Raw genomic sequence first — 14,905 nt, forward strand, 5'->3', positions numbered from 1 at the left:
ACATGATCCGTCAGGTTTCAGGGCTGAACCACAGCCCCGGGCTCCAACGGCAAATCCAGGCTGGCAATGAATCCGCCCTCGGGGTGATTGGCCAGAATCAGGCTGCCGCCGTGGCGCTCTGCCGCACGACGGGCGATGGCAAGCCCCAGGCCATGTCCTGCCGCCGTCTGCCCGGGCGCCCGGTAGAAGGGCTCGCCCAGTTGACTCAAGTGCTCGGTTTCTACACCGGGGCCGTGGTCGCGCACACTGAGCACAATCCGATCCCCCTGACGCAAGGCCAGCACTTCAATCGGCTGTCCAGCCGGGTTGAAGCGTTGGGCGTTACGCAACAGGTTATCCAGCGCCCGTTCGATCATGGTTGGCCAGCCCTTGAGGTTCAATGGCTGTTCGGCTTCGACACGGATGCTTTGTTCCGGCGCGCCGAGCTGGGCGTCTTTTTGCACCGTATTGAGTAGTGCGTTGAGGTCAACCTCTTCGGCACTGGCGTTGTCGGCGTCGACCCGTGCCAGCACCAGAATCTCACTGATCAGCGCTTCCAGGCGATCACACTCGCGGGTCAGTCGTGGCCAGAGTTTTTCGCGTTCTTCGGGACCGGCCCGTTCCGAGAGGGCCAGGGCGATACGCAATCGGGCCAACGGTGAACGCAGCTCGTGAGACACGTCGCGCAGCAATTGTCGCTGACTACCGATCAGGCTTTGCAGGCGTGCGCCCATGCGGTTGAAGTCGTTGGCCAGCACGCCAAACTCGTCACGACGGTTGGCCAGCCGCGCCAGGCTGTTTTGCTGATAGGTCGTCTGGCCGAGGTCATGTACCGCTCCGCGCAGACGGCTCAACGGGCGGGTAATGGACAGCGTCACCAGCAGGCTGAACAGCGTCAGCACCACCAAGGCAATCGCCAGTGCACTGAGGGGCCAAAGCAGGCTGTTGCGGTGCCAGGCGTTGAGTTCTGGATGCGGAATACGGTAGATCAGCAAGTAAGTTTCAGCACTTTTCGGGCTGGTGTACTCGACGGTCAGGCGCCGCCAGGGCAGGTGGCGGTCGTTGTCGTCGGCGTTGTCGCTCTGCCTTGCTTCCAAGGCCGCCGCGCGGCGAGGGAAGGTGCCGCGCACCACCGGGTCGCCACTCTCGTTCAGGACCTGAACGTCGATGTGGTAACGCCGTTTGCGTTGTTCGAGCAGCGCTTGCGCAGCGTCCTCACCCTTTTCTTCGTAGAGCTGCGTCCACTCTTGTGCCAGGGTATTGAGGCCCGGATGGCGACTGAGAATCCAGGCGTCCTGGTTCAACATGTGCCCGAGCAGAATCGACAGCCCTGCAACCAGAGCGATGGCCAGCCAGAAACTGGCAAGGATGCGCCAGAACAATGAACGCACGGGAAGTCCTCAAACAAAGAAAGCCCAATGGTGACTCACCATTGGGCTGGGAAGTAGCGCTAGAACATTATTGCGCTTTTTGCGGCTGTTGGGCTTTCCACGCCTGGAACTGCTCCCACTCGGCTTTGCGTTCGGCCTGCTTCTTTTGGATCGCGTCGAACTTCTGCTGTTGGTCCGGCTTGAGTAGGGCACGAATGTCCTTCTCGGTTTTCTGGCGGCCGGCCGCCATTTGGTCCTTCAAAGCCTGCTGATCGGCTGGCGAGAGTTTTTGCAGGTACTGCTCTACCAACTCTTTACGTGCATGCATCTGCTCGCCAATCAGTTTGCGGATCTGCTCGCGTTGTTCGTGGCTCAGGTTCAGCTCTCTGTAAGCGCCTTTGCCGCCGTGCATGTGTTCGCTGTAACCGTGGCCGTCCATTGGGCCCATCGGGCCTTGGCCTTCTGGTGCGGCCATGGCAATGGTCGGCAGTGCGGCAGCGAACATCAAAGCGATAAGGGTCTTGCGCATGGTGTGTCTCCTTGTCTCGTTCCCGGTGTGTTCCGGATGAGTACAGATTACGGAGATCTAGGTCAGCGGCGGTCAGTTGAGCGTAAAGCTTGGGTAAAGACGTTTTTCCGTCGTCCTGACAAACCACCGCTTTGATTTACGTAGCAGCTGGCGCAGCCTGCGTTCGGCTGCGCAGCAGTCGTAAAACCTGCGTCCGCGTTTTTCCAGATACACCACGTCATCCGGATCGCGACCGCTACGCGGCCGAACGCAGGCTCGCGGGCTCGCCAGCTGCTACAAGGGACCGCGTCGGTCGTTAGAGACTGTAGTAGTAGCCGCGGCTGCGCAGGGCCACGATGCGCGGGCGGCCGTCGGGGTGCGGGCCGATCTTTTTGCGCAGGTTGCTGACGTGCATGTCCAGGCTGCGATCGTACAGGGTCAGCTTGCGACCGAGGGCGATCTGCGCCAGTTCCTGCTTGTCCAGCGGCTCGCCGGGTTGCTTGAGCAGGGCTTCGAGCAGGCGACTTTCGGAGACGGTCAGGGTGTATTCCTGTTCGTCGATGCTGACCACACCACGGACCGGGCTGAAGCACAGATCGCCGAGTTCCATCTGGCTGGACACTGCCGGCGGATGGCTGCGCCGCAGTACGGCGCGCAGACGGGCAGTCAACTCTCGTGGATCACACGGCTTGGCCAGGTAATCGTCGGCGCCCAGCTCCAGGCCGAGGATACGGTCCAGCGGCTCGCCGCGGGCCGAGAGCATCACCACTGGCAGGTCCGGGTGGTCGTTGCGCAATTGCTTGAGCAGTTCCAGACCGCTGCCGTCGGGCAGCATCACGTCCAGTACCACCGCCGCCGGTGCGGACTCGGCCAGGGCGCGGCGCGCACTCAGACCGTCGTGGCAAGCGCGCACAACAAAACCTTCCTGGCTCAGCCAACTGCTCAGGAGCTCACACAGCTCCTGGTCATCATCAATTAGTAACAGCTCACTCATGACTCACTCAATTTAGCCATTGCCGACGTTTTCTACGTCCACCACTGGCGAAGATACCGCAGAGCAGGGCCAATAGCGCTACTCCCGCGCCCGTGACGAACCATTGCTGCTGATCGCTCAGCAGGCGCGGCTGGGGGCTGGCCTGGACTTCCTTGAGTTGCAGCTTGAGGCGCTGATTCTCTTGGCGCAACCGGCCCAGCAAGGCGCTTTCGCGTTCGCTATCGGCATTTTGCAGTTGATTGTTCAGCTCTTCTCGTTGCCGCTCGCTGTCTTTCAAGCGTTGCTGCAATTCGGTGATCTGGCTACCGGCGCTTAACGACAGAGGCGTTGAATAACCTGAGTCCGAGTGCTCTTCGGCATGGGCGAAGGCCCCGATCGATAACATGACCAACAGCAGACACAGCGGACCTTGGCGCATCGAAACTCCTGATTCCAATCGAGTGTTGGGCAGGTTGTCGGCCGTTGAACGAGAATAATGAGCAGTTGAACACGCGATGAACCCAAGGTTCATCGCGTGGGTGCTGTGTTATGGCAGGACTTGCTTGAACGGTTTGACCAGAACGTTGGCATAGACGCCTGCCGCGATATACGGATCGGCGTCGGCCCAGGCCTTGGCGGCTTCCAGGGAGGCGAACTCGGCGACGATCAGGCTGCCGGTGAAACCCGCAGCGCCCGGATCATTACTGTCGACGGCAGGGTGCGGGCCAGCCAGCACCACGCGGCCCTCGGCTTGCAGTTTTTGCAGCCGCTCAATGTGCGCAGGGCGCGCAGTCAGGCGGTTTTCCAGGGAGTTGGCGACGTCTGTAGCAATGATTGCATATAGCATGTCAGTCCTCGGTTTTTGGCGTAGTGGCGTCGGCGTCGTGCAAGTGGCGGGACAGGTAGATGCCCTGGCCGACCAGGAATAGCAGGGTCATGCCCAGGCTGCCGAAGACTTTGAAGTCGACCCAATAGCTCTGGAACGTGAACGCAACGAACAGGTTGGCCGCGCCGCAAAACAGGAAAAAGCCGATCCAGGCAATGTTCAGGCGAGTCCAGACCGGGTCCGGCAGGGTCAGCGCGTGGCCCATGATGCGTTTGATCAGCAACCGGTCACCGACAAAGTGGCTGCCGATAAAGGCCAGGGCGAACAGCCAGTTAACCACCGGCGCCTTCCATTTAAGGAAGGTTTCACTGTGGAAGGCCAGGGTCAGGCTGCCGAAGACCAGGCAAGCGATCAGGGTCAGCCACTGGCTCTTCTCCAGCTTGCGCTGTTTGATGAACAACGTGCCGTACACCACCAGGGAACTGATGATCAGCATCGCGGTGGCGCTGTAAATACCGCCTACAGTCAGTTGATGGCCGGCGATGTCGACGACCCGTGGATCGATTTTATAGACGATGAAAAACAGCAGAAGCGGGATGAAGTCGATGAATTGTTTCACAGTGGCAGCCAGAAGCAGGATGTGGCGGCATAATAACAAACATATTGGGTCGCGAAAGCGCCAGCTGATTTGAGGTTACACAGTCCTGTGAATGTTGATTTGCACTGCCATAGCACGGCCTCCGATGGCGCCCTGGCGCCTGCGGTACTGGTTGCGCGTGCGTTCGAGAAAGGCGTGCGAGTCCTGGCCTTGACCGACCACGACACCCTTGAAGGCCTCGACGAGGCCCGCAGCGCTGCGGTTGCGCTGGGGATGCAACTGGTCAACGGCGTCGAATTATCCTGCACCTGGGGTGGCGCGACCATCCATGTGCTGGGTTACGGATTCGACGTCAATGCCCCGGCGTTGGTCGAGGCGATTGCCAAGTTGCATGATGGGCGCTGGCTCAGATCCGAAGAAATCAGCCGCAAGCTGGAACTCAAGGGCATGCCGGGCGCGCTTGAAGGCGCGCGGGCTATCCAGCAGGAACTCGGTGACAGCGGCAATGCGCCGGCCCGACCGCACTTTGCCGATTATCTGGTCCGCGCCGGTTTCGTCAAGGATCGCGCGGAAGCCTTCCGCAAGTGGTTGGGCGCCGGCAAGCTGGGGGACGTCAAGCAACACTGGCCGACCCTGGAAGAAACCGTCGAAACCCTGCGCGCCGCCGGGGCCTGGGTCAGCCTGGCGCACCCTTGGCACTATGATTTCACCCGCAGCAAGCGCCGTCGCCTGATTGCCGACTATATTCAAGCAGGTGGCCACGCGATCGAAGTGGTCAACGGCCATCAGCCGGCCGAGCAGGTCGGCAGCCTGGCTATTCTTGCTCGTGAGTTCGGTCTGCTGGTCAGTGCCGGCAGTGATTTCCATGGACCCGGAGGCTGGTCCGAGATCGGCGAGTACCGCCCACTCCCGGAGGACCTGCCACCGCTTTGGTGTCGGTTCAAACATGACCCAGCCGTTATTGCCGTCTGAACAGGTAGACAATGTGAGTCAATTTTTCCAGATTCATCCGGAAAACCCGCAAGCGCGCCTGATAAAACAAGCTGTCGAGATTATCCGCAAAGGCGGGGTGGTGATTTACCCTACTGACTCGTCCTACGCTATTGGCTGCCATATCGGCGACAAGAACGCCGTCGAGCGTGTGCGTCGATTACGGCAACTGGACGACAAACACAATTTCGCACTGATCTGCAGCGACCTGTCGCAACTCGGGCTGTTCGCCAAGATCGACACCGGCACCTTCCGGCTCCTCAAGGCGCACTTGCCGGGGCCTTACACGTTCATTCTCAACGCCACCCGCGAAGTGCCGCGTCTGTTGCTGCACCCGAAGAAGCGCACCATCGGTTTGCGGGTGCCGAGCCATCCGATTGCCCTGGCGTTGCTTGAAGAGTTGGGCGAGCCGCTGATGAGCGTGACCCTGATCATGCCCGGTGAAACCGAACCGATGAGCGACCCGCATGAAATGCGTCAGTTGCTTGAACATCAGGTCGACCTGATCATCGACGGCGGTTTTGGCGGTATCAAAGCCTCCACGGTGATCAACCTGGCCGATGGCGAGCCCCAAGTGATTCGCGTCGGTTGCGGCGACCCCGCGCCGTTTATGGTTGAGGCCTAGATGTCCGCAGTAGAGCCCGTCGATAACCAGGCCGGCGCCCAGCAAGAACTGCCGTTCGCCATGGTCTATGGCCAGGCGGTCATGGAAATGCCGCTGGACCTGTACATTCCGCCGGACGCGCTGGAAGTCTTCCTTGAGGCCTTCGAAGGCCCGCTCGACTTGCTGCTGTACCTGATCCGTAAGCAGAACATCAACATCCTCGACATCCCGGTGGCGGAAATTACCCGGCAGTACATGGGCTATGTCGAGTTGATGCAGTCGGTACGCCTGGAGTTGGCCGCCGAGTACCTGGTGATGGCCGCGATGCTGGCCGAGATCAAGTCGCGGATGCTGCTGCCGCGCTCGGCCGAGATCGAAGAGGACGAAGACGACCCGCGCGCCGAGCTGATCCGCCGCTTGCAGGAGTACGAACGCTTCAAGGCGGCGGCCGAAGGCATCGACGGCCTGAGCCGGGTCGGCCGCGATGTGGTGGTGCCCAAGCTCGATGCCCCGGAGGCGCGAGCGCGCAAGTTGTTGCCGGACGTGAGTCTGGAAGAGTTGCTGATGTCCATGGCCGAGGTCCTGCGCCGTGGCGATATGTTCGAAAGCCATCAGGTCAGCCGCGAGGCGTTGTCGACTCGCGAGCGCATGAGCGATGTGCTGGAGCGGCTCAAGGGCGGCGGTTTTGTGCCTTTTGTCGAGCTGTTCACTGCTGAAGAGGGACGCTTGGGTGTGGTCGTGACGTTCATGGCGATCCTCGAACTGGTCAAGGAATCCTTGGTCGAGCTGGTACAGAATGAGCCGTTTGCGGCTATCCATGTGCGGGCGCGAGCCGAATAACGAGCAAAATCAATGAATCTGAGTGAACCCCGCGAGCTGGCGCCACTGCTTGAAGCCTTTCTGTTGGCCTCGGGAAAGCCGCAGTCGATGGAGCGTCTGTTCGAACTCTTCGAAGAGGGCGAGCGCCCGGAGCCGCCGGTCTTCAAGAAGGCCTTGGCGATTCTGGCCAAATCCTGCGACGGCCGGGCCTTTGAGCTGAAGGAAGTCGCCTCGGGCTACCGTCTGCAAATTCGTGAGAAATTCGCGCCCTGGGTCGGACGTCTGTGGGAAGAGCGCCCGCAGCGCTATTCCCGAGCGATGCTGGAGACCATGGCGTTGATCGCCTATCGTCAGCCGATCACCCGTGGCGAGATCGAGGATGTGCGCGGTGTGGCGGTGAACAGCCACATCGTCAAAACCCTGCTGGAGCGCGAGTGGATCAGGATCGTCGGTTACCGCGACGTACCGGGCAAACCGGCGATGTTCGCCACCACCAAGGCGTTTCTCGATCATTTCAACTTGAAAAACCTCGACGACCTGCCGCCGCTGGCTGAACTGCGCGAACTGGAGCCCGAACCGATGCTTGAGTTCGACGACGCGCCGGTGCCGCAGAACCTGCAAGAACTGGCCGATGCCAGCGCCGAGCCGGAAGAGCCGAAGGACGAAACCAGTTTCCATACATTGCTGTTGGAGCTGGATTCGATGGAAGAGGGCATCAAGACCGACTTCGACGATTTGCTGCGTGATGGGGCGGTCAGCGAGAGCGAGCCGTCGGTGCCAGACGATGTGCCCGTCGAGGTTGAGGCACAGACCGACCTTCAGGCCGAAGCCGAGGCAGAAGTTGAGGAAGAGGCTGAAGATGACATCCTGGGAGTTGCCGAAGCTCGCGAGAAACTGCTTGCCGCCGTCGCTGCACTGGAGCAACCCAAACCCGAACTGAGCGACGAAGAAGCCGAAGCCCAGGCCCTCGCCGAAGCAATCGAGAACGAACGCCGCCAGTTCGACGACTGACGCAGGACCTGTGGGAGCGAGCCTGCTCGCGATGAGGGAGTGTCAGTCGACATCAATGTTATCTGATACACCGCTATCGCGAGCAGGCTCGCTCCCACAGTGGTTCAGTGTTGTGATTGATCGAACTCAGCGCCACCGGTCGGCGGAAAAACAACTGCCCCACCGTTTATCCGCTAGTCTCTGATGCGCGAGCGGCGCCATGCGCGTATGATTCGCGACCCTTTGGCGATCTCTTCGCCAAACGACCAGATTTCACATCTTCAGGCCAAGGCCTGAACAGACCACACCGGGAGGTGCCCAGATGAGTATCAACGACCAGAAAGACGACCAGGAAATCGGCCCAGCAGGCGAAAAACTGCAGAAAGTCCTCGCCCGTATCGGCGTTGGCTCGCGCCGCGACGTAGAGGCCTGGATCAGCCACGGCCGCATCAAGGTCAACGGCAAAGATGCCACCCTTGGCCTGCGTGTCGACCTGCACGACGCCATCACTATCGATGGCAAGGTGATCAAGCGTGAAGAAGCGGCCGAATCGGTTCGCCGCGTGATCATGTACAACAAACCCGACGGCGAAATCTGCACCCGTGACGACCCTGAAGGCCGTCCGACCGTGTTCGACAAAATGCCGAAACCAAAAGAAGGCCGCTGGATCAACATCGGTCGTCTGGACATCAATACCACCGGTTTGCTGATGTTCACCACCGACGGTGAGCTGGCCAACCGCCTGATGCACCCTTCCTACGAAATGGACCGCGAATACGCGGTACGTGTCCGTGGCGAAGTCGACGACGAAATGATCGAACGCCTGAAGGCGGGCGTCGTTCTCGAAGACGGCCCGGCGAAGTTCACCGACATCAAGCAGGCTCCAGGTGGCGAAGGTTTCAACCACTGGTACCACTGCGTGGTGATGGAAGGCCGTAACCGTGAAGTCCGCCGTCTGTGGGAATCCCAGGGTCTGGTGGTCAGCCGTCTGAAGCGCGTGCGTTTCGGTCCGGTGTTCCTCAACTCTGACTTGCCGATGGGTCGCTGGCGCGAAATGAGCCAGTACGAAGTCGACGTGCTGAGTGCTGAAGTGGGTTTGACCCCGGTAGCCATGCCGCAAATGAACGCCAAGAGCAAAGACAAGCTTGAGCGTATGCAGCGCAAGTCGTCCCGTCCGGTCGGCAAGAGCGAGCGTGTGCGGACTCTGCGTCCAGCCACCGCTGCTCCTGCCGCAGGTCCGCGCCCAGCGCGTGAGCCGCAGATCGAAGGCGAGCGTCCGGCCCGCAAGCCAGCGCCACGTCAGGACGGCGAGCGCGGTCCACGGACGCCGCGTCCGGCCAACGGTCGCACTGAGCGTGGCGAAGGCCGTGGTGCTCCGGCCGGTGGTCGCAGCGATCGCGGTGCTCCGGCAGGTCGTGGTGAGTCGGGTCGCGGTACGCCAGTGGCAGACCGTCCGTCCGACACCAAGCGCCCGGCCAAGCCAGCGCCGAAGAAGCGTCCAGGCATCGTTCTGGTCGATCGTGATGCACCATCGGGCAAGCGTCGCGGCGCACCGGCCGGTTCCGGTCAGCGTCCAGGCTTTGGTCGTCGCAAGCCGGAGTAATTGGTAAGCGCCTCATAAAAAAACGCCAATCCTCGGATTGGCGTTTTTTTTGGGTCTGGCTTTAGTGATGTAGTGTTTTTGAATCTGTCATCGCGAGCAGGCTCGCTCCCACATTTGATCGCATTTATCTGAACGATCTCGTTCACCTGTGGGAGCGAGCCTGCTCGCGATAGCATCGGTGGCATCACCACTATTTTTCGGGGTTCAAAATACAAACCGCCCATCAAACACTGGCTTGTCATCCAGCGCCAGCACGCCGCTGGCGAAGATCAGGTCCAGGTGATGGCTGCCCTTGGCGCCACCGCCCAATCCCAGGTGGAGGCCGCAATGGCGCTCTTCGAAGCCGGCGTTGCGCGCATACAGGTCTTTGACGCCCTCATTGGTGCCGATCCCCAACTCCTCGATGCGCCGATTGGACGGGTTGGCGTCCAGGTACTTGTTGAAATCATGCTCCAGCCCCGGCACGTCCGTGGCGATTCGGCGGATGGTCGAATTCTCGATCCACAGCTCCAGCGGTGATTCAAGCACACCGTATTTGCGGGCGAAGGGGATGGTGCCGAGGAACGTACCGACGAACTTCACCTGGCCATTGATGGCTTCACTGTGGGTGGCGATCTCGCCGGGCGCCAGGTCGAAGTTGCCGACGCCGTTGATATTGGTCCACTTCTTGATGCTGCTCAGCGGTGTTTCGAAGTAAGAGCCATGCCGATCACTGAAACTCAGGGTCGTGGCCTGGGACATGCGCTGGATCAGGTGGCTGTTGAGCCCGGCGATACGTTGCGGTGTGACGCTGAAAGTGTCGTAGAAGTAATCGCCGTAATCCTTGAACAGCAGCGATTTTTTCCAGTTGTCGGCCATGACGCTTTGCAGGGCACGAACAAAATCAGGGCCGTCCGGGCGCGGATTGGGCAGCGTCGATGAGTCGTAGAAGAAAATGTACAGATCGCAGTCGGCAATGGCCTGCACCAGGGCCGGGGTCGGTTCGAGGTCCAGGCGCATGGCGCTGAACTGGAACGGCTCTTCGGACGCTTGTTCGATGATCGCGCTGGTCAACGCCTCGTAGGGTGCCGTATGCCCAAGCAAGACCTTGGCCGGACGTACGCCAACCAGAGCGGGATGGTGTTCGAGGTAGTAAAGGAAATGCGAAATGGCGCGGTGTCGATCCATGAGTCCTCCCTGACGGTCAGCGAAAAACGGCAGCGGCGACCGGCCTGGTCGCCTCTGCCTGGATGTCTTACATCGGCCACATCGCCGTGCCGAACGGAACGACCGCGTCGGCTTGCATCATTTCAACAGCAGCGTCATGGGTCGGCGCTTCAAACCAATCGTCCAGTTGCAGTTCAGTTTCCAAGTCTTTTTCCAATGCTTGCATAGTGAATCTCCTAGATGACTTTTCGGTTGAATGGCGGTGCTGTTTTCCGTGCATGAATAAATCATTGCGACTGAAAAGAGTTGCCGCTTACTTGCAGGACTTCACGGTCTGGCAAGTGGTTGGAAACCTAGTCCAGTCGTTTTAAAAATACAATTTAATATTTAAATTATGCTTTTGTGAAATTTTTATTCTGTTTTGTGTTGTCGATTTTTTCAATTAAAAACAAAGTGCTAACTCGACCTCGTCTGTAGGAATAGGACTACCGTCAATTTGCAGTCGACCTACAGAAAGATCTGCCGTGGAAAAATCATGTTACGTGTCGTAAATAATTCTTTACGAAAAGCCGTGTTCTGCACCACGGATACGCGTTACGGCGAAGGCTGTAAGGAAAAGCTTCCGGTTGGCTCTCGGCCATGGGGTTTTCAGGGCTCTGATCCGCTTGTTTCAGGACGCTTTCGGCGGTGAGATGCGCCCATGCCTGTCGTGCAGGTGCATAACAAGAAGGGGGCGCAATGAACGCCGTGAGTCATCTCCATCTCTCCTCAAAGGGCGATTTTTCCATCGTCCCCGTCAATGACCCGCAAAGGTCTGACCCATTTTTTGCAGCCGCCCGGGACCCTCGGGGCGGACACAGGCAATCCCGGCAAACGACGCGCTGATCCAGCGGCGTCTGGCAGCAGGGGGTTACAGGTGTACAATGCGCCGCGTTTTAACTGTGACCTCCCTGCGTAACTGCGCAAAACTCAAGGCTACCCGTCTTGTTAACTCCGCCGCGTCACAAGCGTGTCGGGTTCGATTTCGTCACAGATAAAAACAAACAGGTGACGCATGACCAGTAAAAAAACGCTGAACTCCTGGTACCTGCGCTGGGGTTTGATCCGCGCTGCTTAATCCTGATCCGAGCAGCAACGTCTTAACGAACATCATCAAACCTTGCGTGAGACCCTTTTCATGAGTGGACAAAACTCGCATTCAGGCGAGCTTAAACGCGGCCTGAAAAATCGCCATATTCAACTGATCGCCCTCGGTGGCGCGATCGGTACCGGATTGTTCCTGGGCTCTGCCGGCGTACTGAAATCGGCCGGCCCGTCGATGATCCTCGGCTACGCGATCTGTGGCTTCATCGCGTTCATGATCATGCGCCAACTGGGCGAAATGATCGTTGAAGAGCCGGTGGCCGGCTCGTTCAGTCACTTTGCCCACAAATACTGGGGCGGTTTCGCCGGCTTCCTGTCGGGCTGGAACTGCTGGATTCTGTACATTCTGGTTGGCATGTCGGAGCTGACCGCCGTCGGCAAATACGTGCACTACTGGTGGCCGGACGTCCCGACCTGGGCCTCGGCCGCAGTGTTCTTCGTGATGATCAATGCGATCAACCTGGCGAACGTCAAAGTCTTTGGCGAAGCGGAGTTCTGGTTCGCGATCATCAAGGTCGTGGCGATTGTCGGCATGATTGCTCTGGGCAGCTACCTGCTGGTCAGCGGCCATGGCGGCCCGCAAGCCTCGGTGACCAACCTGTGGGAACACGGTGGGTTCTTCCCCAATGGTGTCAGCGGTCTGGTAATGGCCATGGCGATCATCATGTTCTCCTTCGGCGGCCTGGAAATGCTTGGTTTCACCGCAGCAGAAGCCGACCAGCCGAAAACCGTGATCCCGAAAGCCATCAACCAGGTGATCTACCGGATTCTGATTTTCTACATCGGCGCACTGGTGGTTCTGCTGTCGCTGACCCCGTGGGACAGCCTGCTGGCGAGCCTGAACGCATCCGGCGATGCCTATAGCGGTAGCCCGTTCGTCCAGGTGTTCTCGATGCTGGGCAGCAATACTGCGGCGCACATCCTCAACTTCGTGGTTCTGACGGCAGCGCTGTCGGTGTACAACAGCGGCACCTACTGCAACAGCCGCATGTTGTTGGGCATGGCTGAACAGGGCGATGCGCCGAAAGCCCTGGCGAAGATCGACAAGCGCGGCGTGCCGGTGCGTTCGATCCTGGCTTCGGCCGCGGTAACGTTCGTCGCTGTGGTGATGAACTACCTGATGCCGCAGCACGCGCTGGAACTGCTGATGTCGCTGGTGGTTGCGACGCTGGTGATCAACTGGGCGATGATCAGCTTCTCGCACTTCAAGTTCCGTCAGCACATGAACCGTACTAAACAAACGCCGCTGTTCAAGGCGCTGTGGTACCCGTACGGCAACTACATTTGCCTGGCATTCGTGGCCTTCATCCTGTGCATCATGCTGATGATCCCGGGCATCCAGGTCTCGGTGTACGCGATTCCGGTGTGGGTCGTGTTCATGTGGGTGTGCTACAACATCAAGAACAAGCGCAGTGCTCAACAGGCATTGAACGTTGCTGCTTCTGCTGTGAAGTAAGCGTACGTTGCATCAACAACAAACCCGGCCAATGCCGGGTTTGTTGTTTCCAGGGTTCATACAAAACCCTGTGGGAGCGAGCTTGCTCGCGATGACGACGGCACATGCAACATCAATATGAATGACAAGCCGCTATCGTCGGATCGCCGCCCGGAGCAAGCTCGCTCCCACAATGGCCTGTAATTTCCTTCAGGCTATTCGGGTATCCTGATGCACCCCTAACGCGGACACGCTTTTCCATGCTGGAGATTTCCAACAACGTGCATCTACCCGATGCCGAGATCGAATTGACCGCCATTCGTGCGCAAGGCGCGGGTGGACAGAACGTCAACAAGGTTTCCAGTGCGGTGCACTTGCGCTTCGATATCCCGGCGTCATCCTTGCCAGAGTTCTACAAGGAACGGTTGCTGGCGCTGCGTGACAGTCGGATCACCAGTGACGGTGTGATCATCATCAAGGCCCAGCAATACCGTACGCAGGAAGCCAATCGCGCCGATGCGCTGGCGCGGCTGACCGAGTTGATCCTCAGCGCCACCAAGGTTGAAAAGAAGCGTCGCCCGACCAAACCGACCCTGGGTTCGAAGAAGCGGCGGCTGGAGTCAAAAACCAAGCGCGGCTCGATCAAGGCCGGGCGTGGCAAAGTCGACTTCTAGCGGGCTTCGCGTTCTTCTCGATACTTTTCGTTCAGGTGCAGTGGCGCCTGGCGGTACAGGTAGACGCTGAGCATCAAACCGCTCAAGGCGGCGAGGGCGGCGAACAGGAAGATCGAGGCAAAACCGAATCCGGCCGCGATGGCACCCGCGAATGGCCCGGTGATCCCCAGCGACAAGTCGATAAACAACGAGTACGCCCCGACCGCTGCGCCACGGCTGGAGGCCGGCACCAGATTCACCGCTTCCACACCCAGCGCCGGGAACACCAGCGAGAAGCCGAACCCGCTCAACGCCGCACCCGCCAGTGCCCAATGGGCGTCCGGGGCCAGCCACAACAGCAACAAGCCGAGGGTTTCGACCGACAGGCAGGCAATCGCCACACGAAAGCCGCCAAGGCGATTGATCAGGTTGCCGAACAACAGGCGCGCGCCAATGAAACAGGCACCGAACAGGCTCAGGCAGAGCACGGCGTCGTCCCAATGTCGGGTGGCGTAATACAGGGTGATGAAGGTGGCAATGGTGCCAAATCCGATCGAGCCCAGTGCCAGCCCGCAGCTGTGGGGCAGCACCCGTCCCAGGACATGCATGAAGGGCAGGCGTTCGCCGACGACGATCGGCGCTGCGGTTTTCGGCCAGGCCAGCAGCAATCCCAGCGCTCCCAGCAACAGAATGCTCACGCCCATGCTCCACAGCCCGAAGTGATGCACCAGCAGCACACCGAGCGGTGCACCGACGGCCAGTGCGCCGTAACTGGCGATGCCGTTCCAGGAGATGACCTTGGCGGTATTCGCTGCCCCGACCCGGCCGATGCCCCAGCCGATCGATCCCGATCCCACCAGGCTTTCGGCACTGCCCAGCACCAGTCGACCGATCAACAGGCTGATCAGGCTCAAGGTCGGCAGGCTTTGCGTCCAGGCCGACAGCAGCATGAATACGCCGCTCAAGCCGCATCCGGCCAAGCCATACATCACCGCGTGTTTGCTGCCCTGGTTGTCAATGATTCGGCCCGCGTAGGGGCGACTGAGCAGGGTGGCGAGGTATTGCACGCTGATCACCAGGCCCGCGATCACGGCGCCAAAGCCCAGGTCGCTGTGCACATAGCCCGGCAACACGGCCAAGGGGATGCCGATGTTCAGGTAGCCGATGAAGGTAAACAGGACGATGGATACGACTTGCAGCGTGACCGCCATGGGGCGCTGAGGATCTGGCATGGGAAAAGGTCCACGGGACAGCAGGATAGATAGGCT

At 59.7% G+C, this 14,905-nt stretch carries 16 protein-coding genes; 7 read left to right on the forward strand and 9 right to left on the reverse strand.

Annotated elements, in window-relative coordinates:
• Positions 1–17: 17 nt before the first annotated feature.
• From NTD87_RS23710 to NTD87_RS23735, 6 genes are all read right to left on the reverse strand, one after another.
• Positions 18–1,370: a sensor histidine kinase gene (locus NTD87_RS23710; protein ID WP_262116627.1), complete on the reverse strand. Its 1,353-nt coding sequence runs from the start codon at positions 1,368–1,370 to the stop codon at positions 18–20.
• Between the two features lie 67 nt (positions 1,371–1,437).
• Complete coding sequence (locus NTD87_RS23715; RefSeq protein WP_262116628.1) at positions 1,438–1,878, reverse strand: Spy/CpxP family protein refolding chaperone; 441 nt, start codon at positions 1,876–1,878, stop codon at positions 1,438–1,440.
• Positions 1,879–2,173: 295 nt separating this feature from the next.
• Positions 2,174–2,851: a response regulator transcription factor gene (locus NTD87_RS23720; RefSeq protein WP_262116629.1), complete on the reverse strand. Its 678-nt coding sequence runs from the start codon at positions 2,849–2,851 to the stop codon at positions 2,174–2,176.
• Positions 2,852–2,858: 7 nt separating this feature from the next.
• Entirely contained in the window at positions 2,859–3,269 is a 411-nt protein-coding gene (locus NTD87_RS23725; protein ID WP_262116630.1) for a translation initiation factor 2, read from the reverse strand.
• Positions 3,270–3,377: 108 nt separating this feature from the next.
• On the reverse strand, positions 3,378–3,677 hold the full coding sequence (locus NTD87_RS23730; RefSeq protein ID WP_262116631.1) for a YciI family protein: 300 nt from the start codon (positions 3,675–3,677) through the stop codon (positions 3,378–3,380).
• A gap of 1 nt (position 3,678) precedes the next feature.
• The gene (locus NTD87_RS23735; protein ID WP_262116632.1) at positions 3,679–4,275 is read right to left on the reverse strand and encodes a septation protein A; all 597 of its coding nucleotides are present in this window, start codon (positions 4,273–4,275) and stop codon (positions 3,679–3,681) included.
• Between the two features lie 87 nt (positions 4,276–4,362).
• Here NTD87_RS23735 and NTD87_RS23740 point away from each other — a divergent pair, with 87 nt between their 5' ends.
• The 5 genes from NTD87_RS23740 (at position 4,363) to rluB (ending at position 9,260) form a co-directional block, all read left to right on the forward strand.
• Positions 4,363–5,226 (forward strand): PHP domain-containing protein, encoded by an 864-nt coding sequence (locus NTD87_RS23740; RefSeq protein ID WP_123423370.1) that lies wholly within the window; start codon positions 4,363–4,365, stop codon positions 5,224–5,226.
• Positions 5,227–5,239: 13 nt separating this feature from the next.
• Positions 5,240–5,869: an L-threonylcarbamoyladenylate synthase gene (locus NTD87_RS23745; protein ID WP_262116633.1), complete on the forward strand. Its 630-nt coding sequence runs from the start codon at positions 5,240–5,242 to the stop codon at positions 5,867–5,869.
• A gap of 120 nt (positions 5,870–5,989) precedes the next feature.
• Positions 5,990–6,688: a segregation and condensation protein A gene (locus tag NTD87_RS23750; protein WP_262116754.1), complete on the forward strand. Its 699-nt coding sequence runs from the start codon at positions 5,990–5,992 to the stop codon at positions 6,686–6,688.
• 12 nt (positions 6,689–6,700) lie between these two features.
• Positions 6,701–7,678, forward strand: coding sequence for an SMC-Scp complex subunit ScpB (scpB, locus tag NTD87_RS23755; protein WP_262116634.1), 978 nt, complete (start codon positions 6,701–6,703; stop codon positions 7,676–7,678).
• A gap of 301 nt (positions 7,679–7,979) precedes the next feature.
• On the forward strand, positions 7,980–9,260 hold the full coding sequence (gene rluB / locus NTD87_RS23765; RefSeq protein ID WP_262116635.1) for a 23S rRNA pseudouridine(2605) synthase RluB: 1,281 nt from the start codon (positions 7,980–7,982) through the stop codon (positions 9,258–9,260).
• 204 nt (positions 9,261–9,464) lie between these two features.
• On the opposite strand, the gene NTD87_RS23770 is transcribed toward rluB, so the two are convergent.
• Together NTD87_RS23770 and NTD87_RS23775 are read right to left on the reverse strand one after the other, a co-directional pair.
• Positions 9,465–10,427 carry a leucyl aminopeptidase gene (locus tag NTD87_RS23770; RefSeq protein ID WP_262116636.1) on the reverse strand — a complete coding sequence of 321 codons (963 nt, stop codon included), beginning with the start codon at positions 10,425–10,427 and terminating at the stop codon, positions 9,465–9,467.
• A gap of 67 nt (positions 10,428–10,494) precedes the next feature.
• Positions 10,495–10,632: a hypothetical protein gene (locus NTD87_RS23775; protein WP_262116637.1), complete on the reverse strand. Its 138-nt coding sequence runs from the start codon at positions 10,630–10,632 to the stop codon at positions 10,495–10,497.
• Between the two features lie 951 nt (positions 10,633–11,583).
• Here NTD87_RS23775 and NTD87_RS23780 point away from each other — a divergent pair.
• Positions 11,584–13,005 carry an amino acid permease gene (locus NTD87_RS23780; protein WP_262116638.1) on the forward strand — a complete coding sequence of 474 codons (1,422 nt, stop codon included), beginning with the start codon at positions 11,584–11,586 and terminating at the stop codon, positions 13,003–13,005.
• Between the two features lie 239 nt (positions 13,006–13,244).
• Positions 13,245–13,658, forward strand: coding sequence for an alternative ribosome rescue aminoacyl-tRNA hydrolase ArfB (gene arfB, locus NTD87_RS23785; RefSeq protein WP_262116639.1), 414 nt, complete (start codon positions 13,245–13,247; stop codon positions 13,656–13,658).
• On the opposite strand, the gene NTD87_RS23790 is transcribed toward arfB, so the two are convergent.
• Complete coding sequence (locus NTD87_RS23790) at positions 13,655–14,869, reverse strand: MFS transporter (RefSeq protein WP_262116640.1); 1,215 nt, start codon at positions 14,867–14,869, stop codon at positions 13,655–13,657. The two genes, arfB and NTD87_RS23790, sit on opposite strands and share 4 nt — an antisense overlap.
• Between the last annotated feature and the right edge of the window lie 36 nt (positions 14,870–14,905).

The organism is Pseudomonas sp. 6D_7.1_Bac1 (assembly GCF_025465945.1).
Lineage (GTDB): Bacteria > Pseudomonadota > Gammaproteobacteria > Pseudomonadales > Pseudomonadaceae > Aquipseudomonas.

Coding starts and splice junctions, on each gene's coding strand:
- NTD87_RS23715 (WP_262116628.1), bottom strand. CDS start 1,878: ATGCGCAAGACCCTTATCGCTTTGATGTTCGCTGCCGCACTGCCGACC.
- NTD87_RS23775 (WP_262116637.1), bottom strand. CDS start 10,632: ATGCAAGCATTGGAAAAAGACTTGGAAACTGAACTGCAACTGGACGAT.
- scpB (WP_262116634.1), top strand. CDS start 6,701: ATGAATCTGAGTGAACCCCGCGAGCTGGCGCCACTGCTTGAAGCCTTT.
- NTD87_RS23730 (WP_262116631.1), bottom strand. CDS start 3,677: ATGCTATATGCAATCATTGCTACAGACGTCGCCAACTCCCTGGAAAAC.
- NTD87_RS23790 (WP_262116640.1), bottom strand. CDS start 14,869: ATGCCAGATCCTCAGCGCCCCATGGCGGTCACGCTGCAAGTCGTATCC.
- NTD87_RS23725 (WP_262116630.1), bottom strand. CDS start 3,269: ATGCGCCAAGGTCCGCTGTGTCTGCTGTTGGTCATGTTATCGATCGGG.
- NTD87_RS23770 (WP_262116636.1), bottom strand. CDS start 10,427: ATGGATCGACACCGCGCCATTTCGCATTTCCTTTACTACCTCGAACAC.
- rluB (WP_262116635.1), top strand. CDS start 7,980: ATGAGTATCAACGACCAGAAAGACGACCAGGAAATCGGCCCAGCAGGC.
- arfB (WP_262116639.1), top strand. CDS start 13,245: ATGCTGGAGATTTCCAACAACGTGCATCTACCCGATGCCGAGATCGAA.
- NTD87_RS23720 (WP_262116629.1), bottom strand. CDS start 2,851: ATGAGTGAGCTGTTACTAATTGATGATGACCAGGAGCTGTGTGAGCTC.
- NTD87_RS23780 (WP_262116638.1), top strand. CDS start 11,584: ATGAGTGGACAAAACTCGCATTCAGGCGAGCTTAAACGCGGCCTGAAA.